The organism is Streptomyces antarcticus, assembly GCF_026627255.1.
In the GTDB taxonomy this organism is placed as follows: Bacteria; Actinomycetota; Actinomycetes; order Streptomycetales; family Streptomycetaceae; genus Streptomyces; species Streptomyces antarcticus.
Genome location: NZ_JAPNLM010000053.1, coordinates 1 through 26,597, shown reverse-complemented (window position 1 = coordinate 26,597; position 26,597 = coordinate 1). Strand labels below are relative to the sequence as shown.

Below are 26,597 nucleotides of genomic sequence, written 5' to 3'. Positions count from 1 at the left end.
CCCGGAAGCTAAGCCTTTCAGCGCCGATGGTACTGCAGGGGGGACCCTGTGGGAGAGTAGGACGCCGCCGAACAATTATTGTGGGAAAGCCCCGCACCTTATGGTGCGGGGCTTTTCTGCGTTCCGGACCGGTTTTGGGTGTACGTGGCAATGGGCCCCGAGGTGTTTCGGGGCCCATCGTGTTGTGCGGACGGGCTAGAGGCGGCCGGCGGCTTTGAGGGAGAGGTAGGCGTCGGCCAGGGACGGGGCCAAGGTGTCCGGGGTGGCGTCGACCACGTGGACGCCGTGGCGGGTCAGCTGGTCCGCCGTGCGGCGCCGCTGGGCCTGGGACTGCGTGCCGGCCGCCGCCTCGTAGACCGCGTCCACATCGCCGCGCGCCTTCGTCATGTCGGCGACGTGCGGGTCGGCGACCGAGGCCAGCAGCACCGTGTGCCGCTGGGTCAGGCGCGGGAGGAGCGGGAGCAGGCCCTCTTCGATCGGGGCGGCGTCCAGGCTGGTCAGGAGCACGACGAGGGAGCGGCGCGGGGCGCTGCGGAGGATGGTGGAGACCAGGTTGCGGGAGTCCGTCTCGACCAGTTCCGGTTCGAGGGGGGCCATCGCGTTCACGAAGGCGGGCAGGGTGTCGGCCGCGGCGCGGCCCTGGACCTGGGCGCGGATCCGGCGGTCGTGGGCCAGGAGGTCCACACGGTCGCCGGCGCGGGTGGCGAGGGCGGCGAGCAGCAGGGCCGCGTCCATCGCCGAGTCCAGGCGGGGGGCGTCGCCGACGCGGCCCGCCGAGGTGCGGCCGGTGTCCAGGCAGATGAGGATGTGGCGGTCCCGTTCGGGGCGCCAGGTGCGGACGGCCACCTTGTTCTGGCGGGCCGTGGCACGCCAGTCGATCGAGCGGGTGTCGTCGCCCGGGACGTAGTCGCGCAGGCTGTCGAACTCGGTGCCCTCGCCGCGGGTCAGCACGCTCGTACGGCCGTCCAGTTCGCGCAGGCGCGCGAGGCGGGAGGGGAGGTGCTTGCGGCTCGTGAACGGGGGGAGGACCCGGACCGTCCAGGGGAGGACGTGGGTGCCCTGGCGGGAGAGCAGGCCCAGTGGTCCGTAGGAGCGGATCGTGACGCGGTCGGACCGGCGGTCGCCGCGGCGGGTGGGGAGCAGGCGGGTGGTCAGGCGGCGGCGTTCGCCGGCCGGGACCACCACCGTGTGGCGGGAGGCGGCCTGTGCGGTGCCGGGGAGCCAGCTGCTCGGGGGCCAGGCGTCGCGTACGCGGGCCCGGAGTTTGCGGCCGCTGGGGTTGGTGAGGGTGAGGTGGACGTCCGCCGCCTCGCCCAGGCGTACCGAGGTGTCCCCGGAGCGGGTCAGGGCGAGTGTGCGGACCGGAGCCGCCAGGGCGCAGTCCACCGCGCAGGCCAGCGCGAGGGGTCCGTTCACCGCGAGCATCCCCGTCCAGCTCGGTTCGAGGATGCCGACGGGGATGCTGCCGAGGGCCGCCAGCAGGGCGGCGCGTCCGGTGAGGGCCATCAGCGCGGGACGGGGACGTGGGAGAGGATCGCCGTGATGACGGCGTCGGCCGTGACCCCCTCCATCTCCGCTTCCGGGCGCAGCTGGACGCGGTGGCGCAGGGTGGGCAGGGCGAGGGCCTTGACGTCGTCGGGGGTGACGTAGTCGCGGCCGGTGAGCCACGCCCATGCGCGGGCGGTGGCCAGCAGGGCGGTCGCGCCGCGGGGGGAGACACCGAGGGTCAGCGACGGGGATTCGCGGGTGGCGCGGCACACGTCGACGACGTACGCGGTGATCTCGGGGGAGATCGTGACGCGGGCGACGGCCTCGCGGGCGGTGTCGAGTTCCTTCGCGCCGGCGACCCGGCGCAGGCCCGCGGCGGCCAGGTCGCGAGGGTCGAAGCCGGCGGCGTGCCGGGTCAGTACGCCGATCTCGTCCTCGCGGGAGGGGAGGGGCACGGTCAGCTTGAGGAGGAAGCGGTCCAGCTGGGCTTCCGGGAGGGGGTAGGTGCCCTCGTACTCCACCGGGTTCATGGTGGCGGCGACGAGGAAGGGCTCCGGGAGGGCGCGCGGGGTGCCGTCGACCGTGACCTGGCGTTCCTCCATCGCCTCGAGGAGCGAGGACTGGGTCTTGGGGGGCGTCCGGTTGATCTCGTCCGCGAGGAGGAGGTTGGTGAAGACCGGGCCGTTCTGGAAGGAGAACTCGGCGGTGCGGGCGTCGTAGACGAGGGAGCCGGTGACGTCGCTCGGCATCAGGTCCGGTGTGAACTGGACGCGCTTGGTGTCGAGTTCGAGGGACGCGGCGAGGGCCCGTACGAGGAGGGTCTTCGCTACGCCGGGGACGCCTTCGAGGAGGACATGGCCGCGGCACAGGAGGGCGACGACGAGACCGGTGACGGCGGAGTCCTGCCCGACCACGGCCTTGCCGATCTCGGTGCGGAGCGCTTCGAGGGAAGCGCGGGCGCTGTCCGCGGTCGGGGCCGGGGACTCGGTGGCCGGGTACGTCATGACGTGCGGACCTCTCTTTCGAGGGCGTCGAGGTGGTCGGCGAGCGCGACGAGGGCCGCGTCGTCGGAGGGGGTGGTGCCGAAGAGGAGGGCGGTCACGTCGCCGGACGCCGCCTTGCCGGTGAGGCGGGCGGAGACGGCGGGGACGAGGGACGCGGGGTCGTGGGCCCGGGTGGGCGGTACGCCGACCAGCGCGGCCAGGCGTTCGCGGGTGGCGGTGCGCAGCACGGTGGCGGCACGGTCGCGGGCGCCGGCCTTGCGGTAGAGGCGGGCGCGGCCCTCGGTGGCCTCGGAGGCGCGGATCACGACGGGCAGCCGTTCGGTGACGAGCGGGCCGAGGCGGCGGGCGCGCCAGAGGGCGGCGAGGGCGCCGGCGACGAAGAGCTGGAGCAGGGCCCAGGACCATCCGGCCGGGATGAGGTCGAAGAGGCTCTTCTCCCCGGCGTCGGGGCCGTCGCCCGGGTCGCTGTCCGCGGGGGACGGCATGTACCAGACGAGTTCCGGGCGGGAGCCGAGGAGTTGGAGGGCGAGGGAGGCGTTGCCCTCCTTCGCGAGGCTGTCGTTCAGCAGGGGGGTCTCGGAGCCGAGGAGGACGGTCTCGCCGCCGGTCCGGCCGGCGGGGACGATGAGGAGGGTGGGGTGGCCGCCGCTGGGGTAGCAGGCGGTGGCCCCGGGCAGGGCGGTGTAGCGCTCCCCGGATCCGGTCGTGGCGCGTCCCGCGGAGATGGCCGCCGGCAGGGTGCACTGCGGGGCCAGGACGTCGGGGTGGGCGCTGCCCTGGGAGCGGACTCCGGGGGCCAGGAGGGGGAGGCTCGGACCCGACGGGGCGAGGAGGACGGTGCGGCCGCCGGAGAGGTCCGCGGCCGAACGGAGGGCGCTGCGCTGGGCGGTGCCGAGCGGGTCCGGGTCGGTGACCAGGAGGGTCGTGCCGGGGCCGGCCGCGGCGGCCGCGTCGCGGGCGGTGGTGACGACGCGGGTGGTCACGCCGCGCTCCTTGAGGAGCTCGGCGACGGCGCGGCTGCCGGAGGGGTCGGCGGAGCGGGGGTCGAGGTGGCCGTGCCGGCTGCCGGAGTTGAGGGCGGCCGTGGCGACGGCTCCGGCGAGGAGCACGGCGAGGACGATGAGGACGTTGCGTACGCGCTTGCGCTGCGGCAGCCGGGGGACCACGGCCGTGGGCGCGCCGGGGGGCGGGCCGCCGTCCGCGCCGGGCGCGGGGGCGACTGCCGTCGCCGCCGCCGGGGTGGTCGTGGCCCAGGGGGCCGGGGCGGCGGGGCCGGATGCGGGGCGTGTGGTCCCGGGGCTCGCGGCTCCGCCCGTGGAAGCTGCCGCTTCGGGGGCGGTTCCGGCCGGGGCGCCTGCGGCGGGGGTGGTTGCCCCGGGGGCGGACGCCGGGCCTCTTGGGTCGGTGTCCGCCGCGGCAGGGTCGTTCCGCCCGGGGGTGGTTGCCGGGGTGCCGGGGGTGGCTGCGGGGTCCTTCGGGTCGGCGGCGGGGGGCTGGGGGCCGGTCATGCGGTGGGTCCCGTCAGGAGCGGCTTGGCGCGGTCCAGGGTGAGGTCGAGGGCGCGCAGGCGGGCGTACGCGTCGGCGTCGGCGGTGCGGCCGCCGTAGGTGACGTCGTCGAAGGCGCGGGCCGCGGCGCGCAGTTCCCCGGCGTGACCGGGGAGGGAGACGGCGGCCTCGGCGGCGGCCTCGTCGGCCGTGCGGCCGGGGCGCGGGTCGAGGAGGGTGCGTTCCTCCAGGGAACGCACGAGGGCGCGCATCCGCTCCTGGACGGCTTCGTTCCAGCGGGCGGCGGCGGCGTGGGCCTCGGCGGCCGTGCGATGGTCGGCGGCGCTGCGGATGCCGTCGTGGAAGAGGGTGCCGGGGCCCCCGGCGGCACGGCGGGGCGAGCCGAGGCGCCACCACAGGGCGGCGACGGCCAGGACGACGGTCAGAGCGATCACGACGAGGCCGACACCGCCGCCCGGGGCGGCCCCGGCGGCGGTGTCGAGCAGGTCGGAGATCCACCGCAGTGCCTTGGCCAGGGCGCGGTCCAGGAGGCTCGGGTCGTTCTCGTGGTACTGCGGCTTGGACAGCTCGCGCGCGGCCGCCTCCCGGGCGGCCTCGCGCGGTGTCGTCACCGGTGGTGTCTCCGCGCCCGTCAGGAGCGGCGCTGCGTGGCTGATGAGGCCCCCCGTACTCATCATGGGTGGATCAGCCTCCGGTGGCGCCGCTGCCGTAGTTCTCGACGCCGGCGGCCCGGGCGAGCTCCAGGTCGAGGGCCTCGCGCCGGATGCGCTGGTCCACGTACAGGAGGACGGTGACGCCGGACTGCATCGGCATGGTGATCGTCTGGGCGATGATCAGGCCGATGGCCGCGAAGACGAGTGCGCCCCAGGAGTAGGCGGCGCTGCCGTCCATCAGCCCCGCCATGCCGGTGCCGGAGACGAGGATGCCGATGATCGTCAGCGGCATCACGATGATCGTCCTGACGATGAGGACGATCAGGAAGGTGAGCAGGGTGATGCCGAAGATGCGCCACCAGGAGCCCTTCACGAGCTTCCAGGAGCGGCCGAACGCCGTGAAGATGCCGCTCTTTTCCAGCATCAGGGCGGGCGAGGCCAGGCTGAAGACGATCCACAGCCAGGCGAAGCCCACACCCCAGACGAGCAAGCCGAGGAAGGCCAGGCCGTAGCTGTCGAGCAGGAAGGCGGGCAGGACCAGTACGAGGGCGAGTACGACCAGGCCGATGCCCAGCAGCAGCGTCAGCCCGATGAGGCGCAGGAGCTGGGGGCGGGCGTCGCGCCAGGCTTCGGAGACCGTCGAGCCGTGGCCGAGGACCGCGCGGCTGAAGATCATCGTGAGCATCGCGGTGACCACGACGGTCCCCAGGAAGTCGATGAAGGTGGTGGCCACCGTCGCCGACAGGCCGCTGCCGAGGCTGCTGACCAGCTCTTCCGGAGTCGGGGTCCCGCTCGTGGAGACCACGAGGTCCGCCAGCAGGAGCTTCTGTATGAGCAGGCTGATGACCTGGACGACGGTGGCCACGACCAGCGTGATCGGCAGGACCGAGCGCCAGTGGGACCGCATGGTGGTGACCGCGCCGTCGAGGATCTCGCCGAGGCCGAGCGGGCGCAGCGGGATCACGCCGGGCTTCGCGGCCGGGGGCTTGCCCCACGGGCCGGGGCCGCCGGGGTAGCCGTACTGGCCGCCGTACGGGCCGCCCTGCTGCTGGCCGTACGATCCCCAGCCCTGGCCCGGCTGCTGCGGCTGCTGCTGGGGCGGCGCCTGCGGGGCGCCCTGCCCTGCGGCCGGGCTCGACCACTGGCCGGGCGGCGGCTGCTGGGCGGACCACTTCGGGTCGCCCGTGGCCGGCTGGCCGGCGGGTGCGCCCTGCCGCTCGCCGTCAGACGGGTCGGACGGGGAGGATCCGGGCGTAGCCCAGCCCGGAGAGTCGTTCATCGTCGCTCCTTCACGTGCACCTGCTGGGGCGGGGGCGCTGGTCGCTGCCATCGTGCCACGTGGGACCACCGAACGGACCAGCCGTCCCCCCGGATCTCCGGCAGCCCGTACCTTCAATTGTCACCCGGATCCGGGGCAGACTGGTCGAGCTGATCCCCACGCAGGTTCGAGGGGCGATTTCCAGCCCTTTTGGCTGTGGGACAGCTCACCGCCTGGTAACGATTAGCTAATGGGATGATGTCAACCATGAAGGGACGCGTCCTTGTCGTCGACGACGACACCGCGCTGGCCGAGATGCTCGGCATTGTGCTGCGTGGAGAAGGTTTTGAGCCGTCGTTCGTAGCGGACGGTGACAAGGCACTTGCTGCCTTCCGGGAGGCGAAGCCGGACCTCGTGCTGCTGGACCTCATGCTGCCCGGACGGGACGGCATAGAGGTGTGCAGGCTGATCCGGGCCGAGTCCGGCGTGCCGATCGTCATGCTCACCGCCAAGAGCGACACGGTGGACGTGGTCGTGGGCCTGGAGTCCGGGGCCGACGACTACATCGTGAAGCCGTTCAAACCGAAGGAGCTGGTGGCACGCATCCGGGCCCGCCTGCGCAGGTCGGAAGAGCCCGCGCCGGAGCAGCTGGCCATCGGTGACCTGGTCATCGACGTGGCCGGGCACTCGGTCAAGCGGGAAGGCGCCTCGATCGCCCTGACCCCGCTGGAGTTCGACCTGCTGGTCGCGCTCGCCCGCAAGCCCTGGCAGGTCTTCACCCGCGAGGTGCTGCTGGAGCAGGTCTGGGGGTACCGGCACGCCGCGGACACCCGCCTGGTGAACGTGCACGTGCAGCGGCTGCGCTCCAAGGTCGAGAAGGACCCGGAGCGCCCCGAGATCGTCGTGACGGTCCGCGGTGTCGGCTACAAGGCCGGACCGAGCTGACGTGCAGCCCGGCAAGACCCGCAGCGGCTCCCGCAGGGGGCCCCTGCGGGGAGGCCGGCTGCTCCAGGACGGAGCGCCGGGCGGCCCCCTGCTGCGGCTGTGCGTACGCCTCGTACGCCGGCCGGTGCTTCCGGCTGTCCGGCTGTGGCGGCGCAACATCCAGCTCAGGGTGGTCGCGGCCACCCTGCTGATGTCGCTCTCCGTGGTCCTGGCGCTCGGCTTCGTCGTCATCGCCCAGGTCAGCAAGGGCCTCCTCGACGCCAAGGAGGAGGCCGCGCAGAGCCAGGCCGCGGGCGGGTTCGCGGTCGCACAGGAGAAGGCCAACGCCCCCGCGACGGTCGACGGGCCCGACGCCGCCGACAGCCGTGGCGGCATGGACGCCAGTACCTGGATGAACTCGCTGGTCAAGCAGCTGGCCAGTGGTGGCCAGACCGCCTTCGAGGTCGTCGCGCTCGGCGCGGGCACCGGGGACGAGGCCCAGCCGGGCGCCCAGGGCGTCCGCGGAGCCCGTGCCTCCGGCAACGTGGACCCGACCGCGAGCGTCCCGCTGGCGCTGCGCCGGGAGGTCAACGACGGCACCGGGACCTTCAAGACCTTCTCCGAGATCCGGTACACCGCCGGGGCCGGCGGCAAGGCGCCCGGGCCCGCGCTGGTCGTGGGCAAGCGCCTCACCGACGTCAAGGGCGATCCGTACGACCTGTACTACCTCTTCCCGCTCACCCAGGAGGAGGAGTCCCTCAACCTGGTCAAGAGCACCATCGCCACCGCCGGCCTGTTCGTCGTCGTGCTGCTCAGCGCCATCGCCTGGCTCGTCGTGCGGCAGATCGTGACGCCCGTGCGGATGGCCGCCGGGATCGCCGAGCGGCTGTCCGCGGGGCGGCTCCAGGAGCGGATGAAGGTCACCGGCGAGGACGACATCGCCCGTCTGGGCGAAGCCTTCAACAAAATGGCGCAGAACCTCCAGAACAAGATCCAGCAGCTGGAGGAGCTGTCCCGGATGCAGCGCCGCTTCGTCTCGGACGTCTCGCACGAGCTGCGGACCCCGCTGACGACGGTACGGATGGCCGCCGACGTCATCCACGACGCCCGCGTCGACTTCGATCCGATCACCGCGCGCTCCGCCGAACTCCTCGCCGGCCAGCTCGACCGCTTCGAGTCGCTCCTCGCCGACCTGCTGGAGATCAGCCGGTTCGACGCGGGCGCGGCCGCGCTGGAGGCCGAGCCGATCGACCTGCGGGACGTGGTGCGCCGCGTCATCGACGGCGCGGAGCCGCTCGCCGAGCACAAGAAGACCCGGATCCGGGTCCTCGGCGACACCCAGCCCGTCATCGCCGAGGCCGACGCCCGGCGCGTGGAGCGGGTGCTGCGCAACCTCGTCGTCAACGCGGTCGAGCACGGCGAGGGCCGTGACGTGGTGGTCCGGCTCGCCTCCGCGGGAGGCGCCGTCGCCGTCGCCGTACGGGACTACGGGGTCGGGCTCAAGCCCGGCGAGGCCACCCGCGTCTTCAACCGCTTCTGGCGGGCCGACCCGGCGCGGGCCCGCACCACGGGCGGTACGGGCCTGGGCCTGTCCATCGCCGTCGAGGACGCCCGGCTGCACGGCGGCTGGCTCCAGGCCTGGGGCGAGCCGGGCGGCGGCTCGCAGTTCCGCCTGACCCTGCCGCGCACCGCCGACGAGCCGCTGCGGGGCTCGCCGATCCCGCTGGAGCCCGAAGACTCCCGGGGCAACCGGGCCCGGGCCGCCGCCGAGGCCGCGGGCAGCGCCGCGGACCGCCGGCAGCCGGAGGGGCCCGACCGGTCGCCGATACCTCCGCGGTCGGCGGTCGCCGGAGCGCTGCCCGTACCCGCCGACCCGACGGCCCTGCCGGGCAGCGGGGCCCGGGTCGTGGCCCGGCCCGCCGAGCAGGCACCACAGGAGGACCGAACCGATGGACCCTGAGCCCGAGCCGACCAGCACGCGCGCGGGGAGCGCGCCGGGGCGCGGACGGCGGCGGCGCACCGTGCGGGCGTACGCCCTGGGGACGGCCGTACTGCTGCTGGCGGGCTGCGCCTCGATGCCGGACCGCGGCGAGATCCGCCCCGTGCGGGCCTCGCAGGGTGTCGACTCGCAGGTCCGGGTGTTCGGCGTACCGCCCGCGGACCGGGCCAGTCCCGCCGACATCGTCGACGGGTTCCTGGAAGCGCTGACCGGTGACGACCCGCAGCTCGAGACGGCCCGCAAGTACCTCACCAAGGACGCGGCGGAGAGCTGGAAGCCCGGCGCGGCCGTCACCGTGCTCTCCTCGGGCCTCGACCGGTTCGCCGTCAAGGGCGAGAAGGAGCCCGACGGGGCCCGCTGGAAGGTCACGGGCAAGAAGCTCGCCACGGTGGACGAGCGCAGCGCGTACCAGCCGGAGACCGGCGGCGGATCGTACGAGGAGTTCCTCCAGCTCGTCCAGGTCGACAAGCAGTGGCGGATCGCGACCCCGCCCAGCAGCCTCGTGCTCAGCGAGTCCGACTTCCAGCGCATCTACATGCCCGTGAACAAGTACTACTTCGCGGGCGGCACGCTCGTCGCCGACCCGGTCTACGTGCGCCAGCGCAGCGACCCCGACTCGCGGATGGACCCGACCACGCAGACCGTGCAGTCGCTGCTCGCCGGTCCGTCCAAGTGGCTCGGGCCGGTCGTCGAGTCGAGCTTCCCCAGCGGCACGGAACTGCGCGAGGGCACCAAGTCGCTGTCGTACGACGGCCAGAACACGCTGCGCGTGCCGCTCAACGGGAAGGCCGACAACGTCACGCAGCCGCAGTGCCAGAAGATGGCCACCCAACTCCTCTACACCGTCAAGGACCTGACGGCCTCGCGGCCGGAACGGGTCGAGGTGCTGCGCTCGGACGGCAAGACCCCGCAGTGCGCGGTCACGGAGGTGGCGGCCGCGGTCATCGCCAACCGGCCCCGGACGCCGGTCTACCAGTACTACGTGGACGCGGACAGCCACCTCGTCCGGATGAACCTCGACGTGACGAACGAGGACCAGCAGTACCGCCCGGAGCAGGTGCCGGGCCCGCTGTCCGGCACTCCCGCGTTCAAGGTCGGCTCGGCGGCGGTGACGTACGACGAGCGGCGCGCGGCCGTGGTCTCCGAGGACGGGCACGGGCTGTACGTGGTGCCGCTGGTCGGGTCCGGGGCGATGCCGCAGCCGCTGCCGATCGGCCGGGGCACCAAGCCGAACCTGCTGACCGCGCCGAGCTGGGACGCGGCCGGGGACCTGTGGGTCGCCGACCAGGAACCGCAGAACCCGGGGCTGTGGCGGGTGCCCGGCGGGGTCGGCGCCCCCCAGAAGGTGGAGGTGTCCGGGCTCGACGGCGGGCTGATCACCTCCCTGAAGGCCTCGCCCGACGGGGTGCGGATCGCACTGCTCGTCCAGAAGAACGGCCGCAAGAACCTCTGGGTGGGGCGGGTCGAACGGTCCGACGCGTCGGCGGCCTCGGCGGTGTCGGTGCGCGAGCTGCGCCCGGCCGCCCCGCAGATGGCGGACGTGACGGCGATGAGCTGGGCGCCGCGGGGCCGGCTGCTGGTGGTGGGCCGGGAGAGCGGCGGGGTCGACCAGGCCCGCTACATGCTGGCGGACGGCTCCATGGTCGCGGCGAGCCTGCCCGGGGCCACCGAACTGGTGGCGGTGGCGGTGGCCGTGTCGGAGGACGAGGCGAAGCCGAAGCCGGTGCTGGCGGACTCGCAGGAGGACGGCATCGTGTGGCTGCCGCCGGGGGCGCAGTGGCGCACGGCGGCGGCGGGCGGCCGGTCGCCGGTGTACCCGGGCTGAGGGGGGCGGCCGGGCGCCTGTGTGCCTGCGTGCCGGGGCTGAGGCGGGCGCCTGGGTGCCTGTATGCCCGGGTCTGAGATGGGCGGGCCGGACGGGCGCTGGTGTGCCGGGACTGAGGGGGGCGGACAGTACGTGAGGCACGCGCGCTGAGCCGGCCTTCCGGCCGTTGTCCACAGGGGTGGCGGCGGGCTGCCGCGGCCCGGCACTGTGGAGCGCATGCGGGGATGGTGGCGGGAGCTCGCCGGGCTGGTCCTGCCGGTCGACTGCGCCGGCTGCGGGGCCGTGCGGGTGCTGCTGTGCCCGGACTGCGGGGACGCGCTCAGCGGGGCCGGGGCGGGGCCCGTACGGCCGTCTCCGCGTCCGGAGGGGCTGCCGGTGGTGCATGCCGCCGCCGCGTACGAGGGGGGCGTACGGGCGGCCCTGCTGGCCCACAAGGAGCGCGGGGCGCTGCCGCTGGCCGGCGCGCTCGGCGGAGCCCTCGCGGCGGCGGTCCTGGCGGGCTGCGGCGAACCGGGAGCCGGGGCGGGGGCCGGAGTGGGGGCCGGGATGGGGGAGCTGGTCCTCGTGCCGGTCCCGTCGACCCGGCGGCAGGTCCGTGCGCGGGGGCACGACCCGACGCGCCGGATCGCGCTGGCGGCCGCCGGGCGGCTGCGGCGGGCCGGGGTGCCGGCGCGCGTGGCGCCCGTACTGCGGCTGCGGCGGGCGGTGGCCGACCAGGCGGGGCTGGGCGCCCGGCAGCGCCGGGAGAACCTCGACGGGGCCCTGGCGGTGTGCCGGGGCGGGGCACGGCTGACGGCCGGGGCCCGGCTCGTGCTCGTGGACGACCTGATCACCACCGGGGCGACGCTGGCGGAGGCGGCCCGGGCGCTCCGCACGGCGGGGCCGGCGCGGGGCGCGGCCGCGGTGGCGGGGGTGGCGGCGGCGGTGGTGGCGGCGCCCGCCGGGGCCTTCGGGCCGGTGCGGTCGGGAACCCGTACAGACCAAAAATCTTGTGAATAGATTTGGAACCGGAGGGGAAGGCGCATCGTTGCAGGTAGTAAGAGGGAACAGTCACCTGAACGGAGGTACGTTCCGGTAGCGGGTGCCGACAACCGCCATAGAGAGATATGTTCGGTTGTGAGGAACTGGCGAGCCTTGGGCCCCACGCATCGGATCGCACGTTTCGGAATTCTTCATGTCAGGAGGCTGTCTCTCGACTCCGAAGTCGGTGGGGTGTAGATCTTGCCGATGGGGGAGGAGGAGGTGAAAGTCGCCAAGTCCGAGGCTCCGGTGTTCACCGGAGTCTGGTGCGAAAGGGAGACGCTTCGCCCCACGAGGCGTAGCTATCCGGGAACGGAGTTCTGCGTGGACATCGTCGTCAAGGGCCGCAAGACCGAGGTGCCCGACCGGTTCCGCAAGCACGTGGCCGAGAAGCTGAATCCGGAGCGGATCCAGAAGCTCGACGCCAAGGTGATCAGCTTGGACGTCGAGGTGTCCAAGGAGCACAACCCGCGGCAGGCCGACCGTTCCGACCGCGTGGAGATCACCCTGCATTCGCGGGGCCCGGTGATCAGGGCCGAAGCCGCCGCCGCCGACCCGTACGCGGCGCTGGACCTCGCTCAGGACAAGCTGGAGGCCCGGCTGCGCAAGCAGCACGACAAGCGCAACACCCGCCGCGGCAGCGGCCGCATCCCGGCAGCGGAGGTCGCCGATGTGGTGCCGAACGCCGCGACCCTGAACGGGAACGGCGAGCTCGTCGCGGACGAGAAGGCGGACGCGGTTCCGACCACCCGGATCGGATCGCTGGAAGTGCAGGGCGAAGGCCCGCTCATCGTCCGCGAGAAGACCCACTCGGCCTCGCCGATGTCGCTCGACCAGGCGCTGTACGAGATGGAGTTGGTCGGTCACGACTTCTATCTGTTCGTCGACTCCGAAACCAAGATGCCCAGCGTCGTCTACCGACGTCATGCGTACGACTACGGCATCATCCACCTGAACCCCGACGGCGCCTCCAGCTCCGACGAATCCGGCGCGGGCGCCGGCGGAGCACTCGGCGGCTGAGTACGGTCCTTCGGTGCCCCCGCGGCCGCGAAAGCGGCCCGCGGGGGCACCCGTATGACGGGTATGCGCCAGGCAGTGGCCGACAGTCCCCCCTCGCCGTGGCGTGGGCATGGAATCATGGCGGGCAGTCAACCGGAGGCATGGTCCGTCCGGTTGGACCAGCAGCTCAGCACATGCAGGGGGAGGAACCATGGCGGACAGCTTCGGGCCGGTGGGCGGTGACGACGGTGTGGTCCGCCGGGTCGTGGACGCGGCGGAGCCGGCCCGGGAGCCCATCCGGGTACTCGTGGTCGACGACCACGCCCTCTTCCGGCGCGGGCTGGAGATCGTCCTCGCGCAGGAGGAGGACATCCAGGTCGTCGGCGAGGCCGGGGACGGCGCGGAGGCCGTGGACAAGGCGGCGGACCTGCTGCCGGACATCGTGCTGATGGACGTGCGGATGCCGCGGCGCGGCGGGATCGAGGCGTGCACGTCCATCAAGGAGGTGGCGCCCTCCGCGAAGATCATCATGCTGACGATCAGCGATGAGGAGGCGGACCTCTACGAGGCGATCAAGGCGGGCGCGACCGGGTACCTCCTGAAGGAGATCTCGACGGACGAGGTGGCCACCGCGATCCGGGCGGTCGCGGACGGGCAGTCGCAGATCAGTCCGTCGATGGCGTCGAAGCTGCTGACCGAGTTCAAGTCGATGATCCAGCGCACCGACGAGCGCCGGCTTGTGCCGGCGCCCCGGCTGACGGACCGGGAGCTGGAAGTCCTGAAGCTGGTGGCCACCGGCATGAACAACCGGGACATCGCGAAAGAGCTGTTCATCTCCGAGAACACCGTGAAGAACCACGTCCGCAACATCCTGGAGAAGCTGCAGCTGCATTCCAGGATGGAGGCCGTCGTCTACGCGATGCGCGAGAAGATCCTCGAAATCCGCTAGACCGGCCCAGGGGTCGAGGGCTGGGGGCCGGCCCGGGTTCGACCGGTTCGACCGGGCCGCCGCCGTCAACGCCTACGCGCGCAGGGCCAGTTCCGCCGTGACGGCCGCCGCTTCCTGGGGGCTCTGCGCGCGCTCGACGCGGACCTCCTCGCACCCCACCCACCGGGCCGCCTCCCACAGGGCCTCGGCCATGGCGCCGGCCGCCGCCGGGGTCTGCAGCGAGAGCTGGCGGGCGACCAGCGTGCGGCCCTCCCGGGCCGGGTCGACGCGGCCGCGCAGGTGCCCGCCCGCCAGCAGCGGCATCGCGAAGTACCCGTGGATCCGCTTCGGCTTGGGGACGTACGCCTCCAGGCGGTGGGTGAAGCCGAAGACCCGCTCCGTGCGCGGCCGGTCCCACACCAGGGAGTCGAACGGGGACAGCAGCGTCGTGCGGTGGCGGCCCCGGGGGGCCGTCGCGAGGGCCGCCGGATCCGCCCAGGCGGCCTTGGCCCAGCCCTCGACCTCCACCGGGACGAGTCCGGAGTCCGCGATCACCGCGTCCACCTGCTCGCCCTTGAGGCGGTGGTAGTCCGCGATGTCGGCGCGGGTGCCGACGCCCAGCGACTGCCCGGCCAGGGCGACGAGCCGACTCACGCACGTGCTGTCGTCCAGGTCGTCGTGGAGCAGCGCGTCGGGGACGGCCCGCTCGGGCAGGTCGTACACGCGCTTCCAGCCGCGCCGCTCGCCGCACACCACATCGCCGGTGTCGAGCAGCCACTCCACCGCGATCTTGGTCTCGGACCACTCGAACCACTCGCCGCCCTTCTTGGCGCCGCCCAGCTCGGTGGAGGTCAGCGGACCCTCGACCGCGAGCCGGTCCAGGACCGCCTTCGTCGAGCGCTCCTTGTCGGCCAGGACGTGCCAGCGGTGGCCGCGCGCCAGGTTGGCCCGGCGCCGGAAGGCGAAATGCGGCCATTCCTCGATGGGCAGGATGCAGGCAGCGTGCGACCAGTACTCGAAGGCGTGCCGGTCCGTCCAGTACGCCGACTCCACCGCCGTGCGGCCCACCGCGCCGAGGCGCGCGTACGGGATCAGCTCGTGCGAGCGGGCCAGCACAGAGATGGTGTCCAGCTGTACGGCGCCCAGGTGGCGCAGCACCCCGCGGACACCCCCGCGCCGGTCGGGCGCCCCGAGGAAGCCCTGTGCGCGCAGGGCGATGCGGCGGGCCTCGTCGGCGGAGAGGGACACGGTCGGCGGCGGCAGGCTCGTCATGGTCGGTGAGCCTAGGCGGTGCCACTGACAGCGAGTTGGTTACGGAGGCCGCGGGGTCGGGGCGGGGTGCCGCGTGGGCGGGGCGGGTGGAGTCAGGACGCCGGAGCCTGGGCCGCCGGCTCGGCTGCCGGTGCGGGGAGGTAGGGCAGGGCGGAGGGGAGGCCGAGGTCCTGGGGGAGGAGGGAGCCGATCCAGCAGTCGCGCGCCGTGCCGTTGTGCAGGTGGCCGGCCCGGAGGATGCCCTCCATGCGGAAGCCGGCCTTCCGGGCGACGGCCAGCGAGCCCGCGTTGCCCACCTCGGCCCGCCACTCCAGGCGCGGGACGTCCAGCACGGTGAAGGCCCAGCGGGCGACGGCGTCCACTGCCTCGGTCATGTAGCCGCGGCCGCGGTGCTCCTTGACCGCCCAGTAGCCGATCTCGTACCCGTCCGGCGGGCGGACGTGCACGCCGACCGCCGCTACCAGGGGCCCGCCGGGGCCGAGGCGGACGGCGAAGCTGTAGCCCGTGTCCTCGCGCCAGCCCCCGGGGACGGTCTCGTTCACGAAGCGGTGCGCGTGCTCCCGCTCGTACGGGGAGGGGACCATGGTCCAGCGCTGGATGCCGGGGTCCTGCGCGACGGCGTACAGCTCGTCCTCGTCCGCCGGGACGAAGGGCCGCAGGTCGAGGCGGGCGGTGCTGAGTGTGGTGGGCTCCATGAACCGATTCTGGGGTCGCGCCGACGCCCCGTGCGAACGGATTTCGCGGAAGGGCGGCACCTTGGGCGTCCCCCGTACGTTCTCATTCCGGGCACCCGTGCCCTGCGGATACGGCGGACCTCCCGACGCGACCACGTCCTCGCTTACGATGGCCGTTGCGGTGGGGCCCACCTGCCGTGCCCGTGTACGTACAGTGCCCAGGCCCGACCGGCAAGGAGACAAACCTCGGTGTCCGTCTTCAACAAGCTCATGCGTGCAGGCGAAGGCAAGATCCTGCGCAAACTGCACCGCATCGCGGACCAGGTCAACTCCATCGAAGAGGACTTCGTCAACCTCTCCGACGCCGAGTTGCGGGCGCTCACGGACGAGTACAAGCAGCGCTTCCAGGACGGCGAGAGCCTGGACGACCTCCTTCCGGAGGCCTTCGCCACCGTCCGTGAGGCGGCCAAGCGCGTCCTCGGCCAGCGGCACTACGACGTCCAGATGATGGGCGGCGCGGCGCTGCACCTCGGCTACGTGGCCGAGATGAAGACCGGTGAGGGCAAGACCCTCGTCGGCACGCTGCCCGCGTACCTGAACGCCCTGTCCGGCGAAGGCGTCCACCTGATCACGGTGAACGACTACCTCGCCGAGCGCGACTCCGAGATGATGGGCCGGGTCCACAAGTTCCTCGGTCTCGACGTCGGCTGCATCCTGGCGAACATGTCTCCGGCGCAGCGCCGCGAGCAGTACGGCTGTGACATCACCTACGGCACGAACAACGAGTTCGGCTTCGACTACCTGCGCGACAACATGGCGTGGTCCCAGGACGAGCTCGTCCAGCGCGGCCACAACTTCGCCGTGGTCGACGAGGTCGACTCGATCCTCGTCGACGAGGCCCGCACCCCGCTGATCATCTCCGGCCCGGCCGACCAGGCCACGAAGTGGTACGGCGACTTCGCGAAGCTGGTGACCCGCCTGAAGAAGGGCGAGCCCGGCCAGCCGCTGAAGGGCATCGAGGAGACCGGCGACTACGAGGTCGACGAGAAGAAGCGCACCGTCGCCATCCACGAGACCGGTGTCGCGAAGGTCGAGGACTGGCTCGGCATCGAGAACCTCTACGAGTCGGTGAACACCCCGCTCGTCGGCTACCTGAACAACGCGATCAAGGCCAAGGAGCTGTTCAAGGCCGACAAGGACTACGTCGTCATCGACGGCGAAGTCATGATCGTCGACGAGCACACCGGCCGCATCCTGGCCGGCCGCCGCTACAACGAGGGCATGCACCAGGCGATCGAGGCGAAGGAAGGGGTGGACATCAAGGACGAGAACCAGACCCTCGCCACGATCACCCTGCAGAACTTCTTCCGCCTGTACTCGAAGCTGTCGGGCATGACCGGTACGGCCATGACCGAGGCCGCCGAGTTCCAGCAGATCTACAAGCTCGGCGTCGTCCCGATCCCGACCAACCGCGACATGGTCCGCAAGGACCAGCCGGACCTGATCTACCGCACCGAGGTCGCGAAGTTCGCGGCGGTCGTCGACGACATCGCGGAGAAGCACGAGAAGGGCCAGCCGATCCTCGTCGGTACGACGTCGGTCGAGAAGTCCGAGTACCTCTCCCAGCAGCTCTCCAAGCGGGGCGTCCCGCACGAGGTGCTGAACGCCAAGCAGCACGACCGGGAGGCGACCATCGTCGCCCAGGCCGGCCGCCGGGGCGCCGTCACGGTCGCGACGAACATGGCCGGCCGCGGTACCGACATCAAGCTCGGCGGCAACCCCGACGACCTGGCCGAGGCCGAGCTGCGCCAGCGCGGACTGGACCCGGAGGAGCACATCGAGGAGTGGGCGCACGCCCTCCCCGAGGCGCTCACCAGGGCCGAGGCGGCCGTGAAGGCCGAGTTCGAAGAGGTCAAGGACCTCGGCGGCCTGTACGTGCTGGGCACTGAGCGCCACGAGTCGCGCCGCATCGACAACCAGCTGCGCGGCCGCTCCGGCCGCCAGGGCGACCCGGGCGAGTCCCGGTTCTACCTGTCGCTCGGCGACGACCTGATGCGCCTGTTCAAGGCGCAGATGGTCGAGCGGGTCATGGCGATGGCCAACGTGCCGGACGACGTGCCGATCGAGAACAAGATGGTGACGCGCGCGATCGCGTCGGCCCAGTCGCAGGTCGAGACCCAGAACTTCGAGACGCGCAAGAACGTCCTGAAGTACGACGAGGTCCTCAACAGCCAGCGCGAGGTCATCTACCGGGAGCGCCGCCGCGTCCTGGAGGGCGAGGACCTCCAGGACCAGGTGCGCTTCATGATGGACGACACCATCGACGCGTACATCGCGGCCGAGACCGTAGAGGGCTTCGCCGAGGAGTGGGACCTCGACCGGCTGTGGGGCGCGTTCAAGCAGCTCTACCCGATCAAGGTGACGGTGGACGAGCTGGAGGAGGCCGCGGGCGACCGCGCGGGCATCACCGCCGAATTCATCGCGGAGTCCGTCAAGGACGACATCCACGAGCAGTACGAGGCGCGCGAGAAGACGCTCGGCTCCGAGATCATGCGCGAGCTGGAGCGGCGCGTGGTGCTGTCGGTGCTGGACCGCAAGTGGCGCGAGCACCTGTACGAGATGGACTACCTGCAGGAGGGCATCGGTCTGCGGGCGATGGCCCAGAAGGACCCGCTGGTCGAGTACCAGCGCGAGGGCTTCGACATGTTCAACGCCATGCAGGACGGCATCAAGGAAGAGTCCGTCGGCTACCTGTTCAACCTGGAGGTCCAGGTCGAGCAGCAGGTCGAGGAGGTCCTGGTGCAGGACGCGTCGCCGTCGCCGTCGCTGACGAAGGACGCGGCGCCGGCCCGTCCGGAGATCCGGGCGAAGGGGCTGGAGGCCCCGCAGCGGCCGGACCGGCTGCACTTCTCGGCGCCGACCGTGGACGGTGAGGGCGGTGTGATCGAGGGCGACTTCGAGAATGACGCCGACGCCGATGGTTCCGGGGACGGGATGACGCGGGCGGAGCGGCGCAAGGCGCAGAAGGCTTCCGGCGGGCGTCGCCGCAAGAAGTGACCCCGCCGCTGGGGTTGGGTTGACCGTCGGCCGGGGCCGGACCCCCGGGGGGGGGGGCGGGGCCGGACACGGGGGGTGGTGTCCGCCCCCGGCCGCGTTGTGTCGCGTTGTGCCGGTCCGTTCCGGGGTGGGCGTGGGTGCGGCGCCGTTGCCGGGGGCGCTGCCCCCGGACCCCCGCGCCTCAAACGCCGGCGGGGCTGGAAATGGCGCCGGAGTCGGGATGTGCGGGCGGGGCCGGATATGGCGGCGGGAGTTGACGTGTCGGCGGGGGTGGGGGTGTGGGTGGGTCATGGGCGGGGGGAGTGCATTTCGATGGCCGCGCAGCGCCAGCGGAGGTCCTGGCCCTGCTCGAGGCGGAAGGCCATGGCCGTCACCCGGTCGCCGGTGGCGATGCGGGCGAAGGCCTCGATGACGCCGGGGCCCGGGGTGAAGCGGCCGCACTGGCGGATGACGGGGCGGAGCCGGTCCCGCAGGGGGCCTTCGTCGGCCAGGCCGACCAGCTGCTGGTACGCCGGGCCGACGGTGTGGCCGAGCAGCGAGTGGACCGGGCGGCAGCCGCTGACGACCGCCAGCAGGCGTTCCGCGAACCAGTGGTGGGGGCCCAGCCGCAGGGCCCGGGGCGGTCCTCCCGCCGGGCGGCTCCCGTCCCGCCGTCCGGCGGGGCGGGTCCGGCCCGGGCCGGACGGTGGCCGCCGCCGGCTTCCCTCGCCGCCGATCGTCGTGCCGCGCATCGTGGTGTCCATCGCGATCTGCCCCCGAACAGGCCGGGCCCGGAGTGGTACCGGGCGGTAACTTGATGGGAACCTTCTACGGCCGCCGAACACGCTCCGCAACCGCGCCGACGCCCGCCGCGGCGCGCGGCCGGGTTCACCTATCCGAGTGCGCCCGGCCCCGACGGCAGCCCGTCAGCGGCCCGCGCGCCGGCCGGGCGCGTACCGGGGTGGACGCCGCCGGGGCCCGGTCCGGCACCCCGAAGGGGGACGGCCGCCGTCACTCAGCCGGACCCCCGCCCCGCCACGACCGCAGGCGCGGCGGCGGGCCCCGGCGGGAGCCCCTGACCGGGTGGCCCGAGGGGCCGGGTCGTGTGAGGGGGCGGGCGGGGGGAGGAGGGCCGGTCGTATCCTGGGGGCGTTTCCGACTACCGAAAGCAGCCGGCCATGCGCGTGTACGTCCCCCTGACCCTCCCCGGGCTCGCCGAGGCGCACCAGGCGGGTGAGCTGGGCCCGGCCCCGCTGCGTGCGTACGCCGTCACCCCCGGGCTGCGCGAGTGGTACGTGTCGGACGACATCGAGGAGCTGGAGTACGCCGCCCTGGGCCGGGCCGCCGCCGCCTCCCTCCGGATGATCGCCGAGGACGCCGCCGCGCCGCGCACGCGCGTCGTCGTGGCCCTCGACGTCGCCGACGGGGCCGCCACGCCCGCCCCCGGGGAGGACGAGGCCGCGCTCGGCCGGGTCGCCCTCGCCGACGCCGTTCGGCTCGCCGTGGCCGCCGCCGTGCACGTCGACGCCGACGACGCCCGCGAGGACGTCGCCGCCGCCGCGCGGGCCCTCGCGGCCGCGGACGGCGGGGACGGCGGCGCGCGGTCCGTCGTGGACGGCGCCGAGGACCACGAGCTGCTCTGGTTTGGCGTCCAGGAGATCCCGGGGCTGCTGAAGTGACCGCTGAAGTGACCGCCGACGCCGCCCGCCCGACCCACATAGTCTGGGACTGGAACGGCACGCTGCTCCACGACATCGACGCGGTGATGGCCGCGACGAACGCCTCTTTCGCCGAGCTCGGCTTCCCGGCGATCACCCTGGCCACCTACCGCGACCTGTACGTCGTCCCCGTGCCGAAGTTCTACGAGCGCCTCATGGGGCGGCTGCCCACCGAGGCGGAGTGGCTCCTCATGGACGACACCTTCCACCGGCACTACTGGGCCGAGGCCCACGACGCCGGACTCACTGAAGGGGCCCTGGAACTGCTCCAGGACTGGCAGCGCGACGGACTCACGCAGTCCCTGCTGTCCCTGGCGCCCCACGAGAAGCTGGTGCCCCTGGTGCGGTTCCACGGCATCGAGCGGCACTTCCTGCGCGTCGACGGCCGGACCGGTCCCTCCCACACCAGCAAGGCAGGACATCTCGTACGCCACATGGCCGCCCTGGAGGGGGCGGGCGTGAGCGCCGGACGTACGGTCCTCATCGGAGACGCCGTGGACGACGCCGTGGCCGCCGCCCACGTCGGCGCACGGGCCGTTCTCTACACGGGCGGCTCGCACAGCCGCAGCAGTCTGGAATCAGCCGGGGTGCCCGTCGTGGACACGCTGGCGGAGGCCGTACGGACAGCTCGCGAGCTGGCCGAATAGCGCTGTGCACGGTCGGCCGGTCGCGTCGCTGTCCAGAGTGTCAAAGTTCCACCCCCGGATTTGTACACATACAGCTCATGACGGGCCGGGGGTGGGTGGGGATAGCCTTGACCCGTGATCAGCGCGATAGTCCTCGGGGGCACCGATGCCCCCGGACCCAGCCCGGCGCACTTCGGTGCCCGGGCCATCGCTGGTCCCTGCCACCGGGCCTCGGCGATCATGGCCGAAACCATCCCGGTCGGCCTTCTCGACGACATAGCGTCGATCCCGATTACGGACGGACATCCCGCCTCACCGCGGCGCTGTGTCGTTCCTTCCTTCACCTACGTCACGCAATGGCGCGCGACAGGAGCCAGAGGACATGCAGACCAAGCTGGACGAAGCAAAGGCCGAGCTGCTCACACGGGCGGCACGGGTAGCTGAGAACAGCCCGGCCGGGGGGCTACTTCCGACTGGGTCAGAGAAGGGAGGGCGTCCGGACCGGGACACCGTTCTCTCCTACCTCCAGCGCTACTACCTGCACACCGCCCCAGAGGATCTGCTGGACCGGGATCCGGTCGACGTGTTCGGGGCGGCGCTCTCGCACTACCGGCTCGCCGAGAACCGGCCACAGGGCACCGCGAACGTGCGCGTGCACACCCCCACGGTCGAGGAGAACGGCTGGACCTCCAGCCACTCGGTCGTCGAGGTGGTCACCGACGACATGCCCTTCCTCGTGGACTCCGTCACCAACGAGCTGTCCCGCAAGGGCAGCGGCATCCACGTAGTCATCCACCCGCAGGTCGTCGTCCGCCGTGACGTCACCGGCAAGCTGATCGAGATCCTCGGCCCCGACTGCGACGCCCACGGCCCCCGCACCGAGCGCCCCCACGACTCCCTCATCGAGTCCTGGATCCACGTCGAGATCGACCGCGAGACCGACCGCGCCGACCTCAAGCAGATGACCGCCGACCTGCTGCGCGTCCTGTCCGACGTACGCGAGTCCGTCGAGGACTGGGAGAAGATGCGCGACGCGGCGATGCGCATCGCCGAAGAGCTGCCGAACGAGCCCACCGCGCCCGACCTGCGCGAGTACGAGCTCGAAGAGGCCCGCGAGCTGCTGCGCTGGCTCGCCGACGACCACTTCACCTTCCTCGGCTACCGCGAGTACAACCTCGTCAACGGGGACGCCCTGACCGCCGTGCCCGGCACCGGCCTCGGCATCCTGCGCTCCGACCCGCTGCACAGCGGCAAGGAGGACGGCCACCCCGTCTCGCCGTCCTTCAACCGGCTGCCGGCCGACGCCCGCGCCAAGGCCCGCGAGCACCGCCTGCTGGTGCTGACCAAGGCCAACAGCCGCTCCACCGTGCACCGCCCCTCGTACCTCGACTACGTCGGCGTCAAGAAGTTCGACGCCGACGGCAACGTCGTCGGCGAGCGCCGCTTCCTCGGCCTGTTCTCCTCCGCCGCCTACACCGAGTCGGTGCGCCGGGTCCCCGTCGTGCGCCGCAAGGTCGCCGAGGTCCTGGAGGGCGCCGGCTTCGCGCCGAGCAGCCACGACGGCCGCGACCTGCTCCAGATCCTGGAGACCTACCCGCGCGACGAGCTGTTCCAGACCCCGGTCGACCAGCTCCGCGGGATCGTCACCTCCGTCCTGTACCTCCAGGAGCGCCGCCGGCTGCGGCTGTACCTGCGCCAGGACGAGTACGGGCGCTACTACTCCGCGCTGGTCTACCTGCCGCGCGACCGGTTCACCACCGGCGTCCGGCTGCGGCTGATGGACATCCTCAAGGAGGAGCTCGACGGCACCAGCGTCGACTTCACCGCCTGGAACACCGAGTCGATCCTCTCCCGCATCCACTTCGTCGTCCGCGTCCCCCAGGGCAAGGAACTGCCCGTCCTGACCGACACCGACGTCGAGCGCATCGAGGGCCGCCTCGTCGACGCCGCCCGCTCCTGGGCCGACGGGTTCGCCGAGGCCCTGGTCGCCGAGCTGGGCGAGGAGCGCGCCGCCGAGCTGCTGCGCCGCTACGGAACCACCTTCCCCGAGGGCTACAAGGCCGACCACTCGCCGCGCGCGGCCGTCGCCGACCTCTGCCACCTGGAGCGGCTCTCCGCCAGCGACCGCGAGTTCGCGCTCTCGCTGTACGAGCCGGTCGGCGCGGGCCCCGGCGAGCGCCGGTTCAAGATCTACCGCACCGGTGACCAGGTCTCGCTCTCCGCGGTCCTGCCCGTCCTGCAGCGCCTGGGCGTCGAGGTCACCGACGAGCGCCCGTACGAGCTGCGCCGCTCCGACCGGGTCAGTGCCTGGATCTACGACTTCGGCCTGCGGATGCCCGTCTCCGCGGGCAACGGCGACCACGCCGGGGGGTCCGGATACCTCGCCGACGACGCCCGCGAGCGGTTCCAGGACGCCTTCGCCGCGGTCTGGCAGGGCGACGCCGAGAACGACAACTTCAACACCCTGGTGCTCGGCGCCGGCCTGACCTGGCGGCAGGCTGTCGTCCTGCGCGCGTACGCCAAGTACCTGCGCCAGGCCGGTTCCACCTTCAGCCAGGACTACATGGAGGACACCCTCCGCAACAACGTCCACACCACCCGGCTGCTGGTCTCCCTCTTCGAGGCCCGGATGTCGCCCGCCCGGCAGACCGCCGGCAGCGAACTCGTCGACGCCATGCTGGAGGAGCTGGACGGGGCCCTGGACCAGGTCGCCTCGCTCGACGAGGACCGCATCCTGCGCGCGTTCCTCACGCTGATCAAGGCGACGCTGCGGACGAACTTCTTCCAGCTCACCGACGCGGGCGAGCAGCACAGCTACGTGTCGATGAAGTTCGACCCGCAGGCCATCCCGGACCTGCCGGCGCCCCGCCCCGCCTTCGAGATCTGGGTGTACTCCCCGCGCGTCGAGGGCGTCCACCTGCGCTTCGGCAAGGTCGCCCGCGGCGGCCTGCGCTGGTCCGACCGGCGCGAGGACTTCCGTACGGAGATCCTCGGCCTGGTCAAGGCGCAGATGGTCAAGAACACCGTCATCGTGCCGGTCGGCGCCAAGGGCGGCTTCGTCGCGAAGAACCTGCCCGACCCGTCGGTGGACCGCGACGCCTGGCTCGCCGAGGGCATCGCCTCGTACAAGATCTTCATCTCGGCGCTCCTCGACATCACCGACAACATGGTGGCCGGCGAGATCGTGCCGCCCGTCGGCGTGGTCCGCCACGACGAGGACGACACCTACCTCGTCGTCGCCGCCGACAAGGGCACGGCGACCTTCTCCGACATCGCCAACGGGGTCGCTGAGGCGTACGGGTTCTGGCTCGGCGACGCCTTCGCCTCGGGCGGCTCGGCCGGATACGACCACAAGGGCATGGGCATCACCGCCCGCGGCGCCTGGGAGTCCGTCAAGCGGCACTTCCGCGAGCTGGGCCACGACACCCAGAGCGAGGACTTTACCGTCGTCGGCGTCGGTGACATGTCCGGCGACGTCTTCGGCAACGGCATGCTGCTCTCCGAGCACATCCGCCTGGTCGCCGCCTTCGACCACCGGCACATCTTCATCGACCCGAACCCGGACGCGGCCACCTCCTACGCCGAGCGCCGCCGGCTCTTCGACCTGCCGCGCTCCTCGTGGGCCGACTACGACACCGCGCTGCTCTCGGCGGGCGGCGGCGTCCACCCGCGTACGGCGAAGGCCATCCCGGTCAACGCGCAGGTCCGCGCGGCCCTCGGGATCGAGGCGGGCGTCACCAAGATGACCCCGGCCGACCTGATGAAGGCGATCCTCCAGTCCCCCGTGGACCTGCTGTGGAACGGCGGCATCGGCACGTACGTCAAGGCGACGTCCGAGACGCACGCGGACGTCGGCGACAAGGCCAACGACGCCATCCGCGTCAACGGCTCCGACGTGCGGGCCCGGGTCATCGGCGAGGGCGGCAACCTCGGTCTGACCCAGCTCGGCCGCATCGAGTTCGCCCGGACCGGCACGGGCGGCGAAGGCGGCAAGATCAACACCGACGCCATCGACAACAGCGCGGGCGTGGACACCTCCGACCACGAGGTGAACATCAAGATCCTGCTGAACGCGGTGGTCACGGACGGCGACATGACGGTCAAGCAGCGCAACAAGCTGCTCGCCGAGATGACCGACGAGGTGGGCCACCTCGTCCTGCGCAACAACTACGCGCAGAACGTGGCGCTCTCCAACGGCGCGGCGCAGGCCCCCAGCCTGCTCCACGCGCAGCAGCGCTTCATGCGCCGCCTGGAGCGCGCCGGACTGCTCAACCGTGAGCTGGAGTTCCTGCCCACCGACCGGCAGATCCGCGAGCTGCTGGGCAACGGCCGGGGCCTGACCCAGCCGGAGCTCGCCGTCCTCTTCGCCTACACGAAGATCACTACGGCGGACGAGCTGATCGCCACCGGGCTGCCGGACGACGCCTACCTGCGCCGGCTGCTCTACGCGTACTTCCCGAGCGCGCTGCGCGACAGGTTCCCCGAGCAGATCGACGCGCACGCGCTGCGCCGGGAGATCATCACGACGATCCTGGTCAACGACACCGTCAACACCGGTGGTTCGACCTTCCTGCACCGCCTCCGCGAGGAGACCGGAGCCTCCACGGAGGAGATCGTGCGGGCGCAGCTCGCGGCGCGCGAGATCTTCGGCCTGGCCGGGGTCTGGGACGACGTCGAGGCGCTGGACAACAAGGTCGCGGCCAGTGTCCAGACCCGGATCCGGCTGCACTCGCGGCGCCTGGTGGAGCGCGGCACCCGCTGGCTGCTCAACAACCGGCCGCAGCCGCTGGAGATCACCGAGACCATCGAGTTCTTCGGCGAGCGGGTCGGGAACGTCTGGGACGAGGTGCCGAAGCTGGTGCGCGGCGCCGACCTGGAGTGGTACCGGTCGATCATGGACGAGCTGATCGGCGAGGGCGTGCCGGAGGAACTGGCGGCGAAGGTCGCCGGCTTCTCCTCGGCGTTCCCGACGCTCGACATCGTCGCCATCGCCGACCGCACGGGTGTGGCCCCGCTGGACGTCGCCGAGGTGTACTACGACCTCGCCGACCGCCTGGAGATCACCCAGCTGATGGACCGCATCATCGAGCTGCCGCGGTCCGACCGCTGGCAGTCGATGGCCCGCGCGTCCATCCGCGAGGACCTGTTCGCGGCGCACGCGGCCCTGACGGCCGACGTGCTGTCCGTGGGCAACGGCACCTCGACTCCCGAGGAGCGCTTCACGGCGTGGGAGGAGAAGAACGCGGCGATCATCTCGCGGGCCCGGACGACCCTGGACGAGATCCGGGGCTCGGACGACTTCGACCTGGCGAACCTGTCGGTGGCGATGCGGACGATGCGGTCGCTGTTGCGCGTGCACGCCTGATCGGTGCCGCCGCTGATCGGCGCCGCCGATCCTTTGCGCGGACGGGCCGGGCCCGGGACCTGACTGGTCCCGGGCCCGGCCCGTTCCGCGTACGCCCCTTCCGGCCGGGCGGCGGCCGCGGGGGCTCCGCCCCCGGACCCCCGCGCCTCAAACGCCGGCGGGGCTGGGGGGTGCGTCTCTAGTGCGTTGTCCACGAACGTTCGCCGGGCTGGGTGACCGGGCGGTTGGTGTTCGGGATGCTGGTTCTGTCAGCCTCACTCTCGATGGCAACATGTTCGCTGTTGAGGGTGGGGTCGTGGA

General features: G+C 72.5%; 18 protein-coding genes and 1 rRNA gene. 11 read left to right on the top strand and 8 right to left on the bottom strand.

Annotated elements, in window-relative coordinates:
* Positions 1–73 (top strand): 5S ribosomal RNA (rrf, locus tag OTB16_RS39865); the annotation flags it as partial.
* 122 nt (positions 74–195) lie between these two features.
* Here the strand turns inward: rrf and OTB16_RS37970 are convergent.
* Genes OTB16_RS37970 through OTB16_RS37950 form a run of 5 tightly spaced genes read right to left on the bottom strand, consistent with a single transcriptional unit; the run spans position 196 to position 5,932 of the window.
* Positions 196–1,506: a DUF58 domain-containing protein gene (locus tag OTB16_RS37970; protein ID WP_267727305.1), complete on the bottom strand. Its 1,311-nt coding sequence runs from the start codon at positions 1,504–1,506 to the stop codon at positions 196–198.
* The gene (locus OTB16_RS37965; RefSeq protein WP_267727303.1) at positions 1,506–2,492 is read right to left on the bottom strand and encodes an AAA family ATPase; all 987 of its coding nucleotides are present in this window, start codon (positions 2,490–2,492) and stop codon (positions 1,506–1,508) included. The genes OTB16_RS37970 and OTB16_RS37965 overlap by 1 nt, the downstream gene beginning before the upstream one ends.
* The gene (locus OTB16_RS37960; protein ID WP_324290941.1) at positions 2,489–4,000 is read right to left on the bottom strand and encodes a DUF4350 domain-containing protein; all 1,512 of its coding nucleotides are present in this window, start codon (positions 3,998–4,000) and stop codon (positions 2,489–2,491) included. The genes OTB16_RS37965 and OTB16_RS37960 overlap by 4 nt, the downstream gene beginning before the upstream one ends.
* Positions 3,997–4,677 (bottom strand): DUF4129 domain-containing protein, encoded by a 681-nt coding sequence (locus tag OTB16_RS37955; RefSeq protein WP_420717882.1) that lies wholly within the window; start codon positions 4,675–4,677, stop codon positions 3,997–3,999. Before OTB16_RS37955 ends, OTB16_RS37960 begins: the two co-directional genes overlap by 4 nt.
* Positions 4,678–4,684: 7 nt before the next feature.
* On the bottom strand, positions 4,685–5,932 hold the full coding sequence (locus OTB16_RS37950; protein ID WP_267727301.1) for a hypothetical protein: 1,248 nt from the start codon (positions 5,930–5,932) through the stop codon (positions 4,685–4,687).
* 234 nt (positions 5,933–6,166) lie between these two features.
* On the opposite strand from OTB16_RS37950, the gene mtrA reads away from it, so the two are divergent.
* The 6 genes from mtrA to OTB16_RS37920 all read left to right on the top strand — a co-directional run bounded on the left by mtrA (position 6,167) and on the right by OTB16_RS37920 (position 13,627).
* Positions 6,167–6,856, top strand: a complete 690-nt coding sequence (mtrA, locus tag OTB16_RS37945) for a two-component system response regulator MtrA (RefSeq protein WP_189828951.1) — start codon at positions 6,167–6,169, stop codon at positions 6,854–6,856.
* 1 nt (position 6,857) lies between these two features.
* Positions 6,858–8,795, top strand: coding sequence for an MtrAB system histidine kinase MtrB (gene mtrB / locus OTB16_RS37940; RefSeq protein WP_324290940.1), 1,938 nt, complete (start codon positions 6,858–6,860; stop codon positions 8,793–8,795).
* Complete coding sequence (locus OTB16_RS37935; protein WP_267727297.1) at positions 8,785–10,659, top strand: LpqB family beta-propeller domain-containing protein; 1,875 nt, start codon at positions 8,785–8,787, stop codon at positions 10,657–10,659. Before mtrB ends, OTB16_RS37935 begins: the two co-directional genes overlap by 11 nt.
* A gap of 216 nt (positions 10,660–10,875) precedes the next feature.
* Positions 10,876–11,658, top strand: coding sequence for a ComF family protein (locus tag OTB16_RS37930; protein ID WP_267727295.1), 783 nt, complete (start codon positions 10,876–10,878; stop codon positions 11,656–11,658).
* Positions 11,659–12,003: 345 nt separating this feature from the next.
* On the top strand, positions 12,004–12,699 hold the full coding sequence (gene hpf, locus OTB16_RS37925; protein WP_267727292.1) for a ribosome hibernation-promoting factor, HPF/YfiA family: 696 nt from the start codon (positions 12,004–12,006) through the stop codon (positions 12,697–12,699).
* A gap of 190 nt (positions 12,700–12,889) precedes the next feature.
* Positions 12,890–13,627, top strand: a complete 738-nt coding sequence (locus OTB16_RS37920; RefSeq protein WP_267727290.1) for a response regulator — start codon at positions 12,890–12,892, stop codon at positions 13,625–13,627.
* Between the two features lie 72 nt (positions 13,628–13,699).
* On the opposite strand, the gene OTB16_RS37915 is transcribed toward OTB16_RS37920, so the two are convergent.
* Both OTB16_RS37915 and OTB16_RS37910 read right to left on the bottom strand, forming a co-directional pair.
* Positions 13,700–14,878, bottom strand: coding sequence for a winged helix-turn-helix domain-containing protein (locus tag OTB16_RS37915; protein WP_267727288.1), 1,179 nt, complete (start codon positions 14,876–14,878; stop codon positions 13,700–13,702).
* 92 nt (positions 14,879–14,970) lie between these two features.
* On the bottom strand, positions 14,971–15,573 hold the full coding sequence (locus OTB16_RS37910) for a GNAT family N-acetyltransferase (RefSeq protein ID WP_267727287.1): 603 nt from the start codon (positions 15,571–15,573) through the stop codon (positions 14,971–14,973).
* Positions 15,574–15,801: 228 nt separating this feature from the next.
* On the opposite strand from OTB16_RS37910, the gene secA reads away from it, so the two are divergent.
* On the top strand, positions 15,802–18,609 hold the full coding sequence (secA, locus tag OTB16_RS37905; protein ID WP_267727286.1) for a preprotein translocase subunit SecA: 2,808 nt from the start codon (positions 15,802–15,804) through the stop codon (positions 18,607–18,609).
* Between the two features lie 287 nt (positions 18,610–18,896).
* On the opposite strand, the gene OTB16_RS37900 is transcribed toward secA, so the two are convergent.
* Entirely contained in the window at positions 18,897–19,340 is a 444-nt protein-coding gene (locus OTB16_RS37900) for an Rv3235 family protein (RefSeq protein ID WP_420717883.1), read from the bottom strand.
* Between the two features lie 426 nt (positions 19,341–19,766).
* On the opposite strand from OTB16_RS37900, the gene OTB16_RS37895 reads away from it, so the two are divergent.
* From OTB16_RS37895 to OTB16_RS37885, 3 genes are all read left to right on the top strand, one after another.
* Complete coding sequence (locus OTB16_RS37895) at positions 19,767–20,267, top strand: DUF6912 family protein (RefSeq protein ID WP_267727283.1); 501 nt, start codon at positions 19,767–19,769, stop codon at positions 20,265–20,267.
* Positions 20,264–20,953, top strand: a complete 690-nt coding sequence (locus OTB16_RS37890) for an HAD family hydrolase (RefSeq protein ID WP_267727282.1) — start codon at positions 20,264–20,266, stop codon at positions 20,951–20,953. The genes OTB16_RS37895 and OTB16_RS37890 overlap by 4 nt, the downstream gene beginning before the upstream one ends.
* 361 nt (positions 20,954–21,314) lie before the next feature.
* Positions 21,315–26,297 carry an NAD-glutamate dehydrogenase gene (locus tag OTB16_RS37885; RefSeq protein WP_267727280.1) on the top strand — a complete coding sequence of 1,661 codons (4,983 nt, stop codon included), beginning with the start codon at positions 21,315–21,317 and terminating at the stop codon, positions 26,295–26,297.
* The last annotated feature ends 300 nt before the right edge of the window (positions 26,298–26,597 follow it).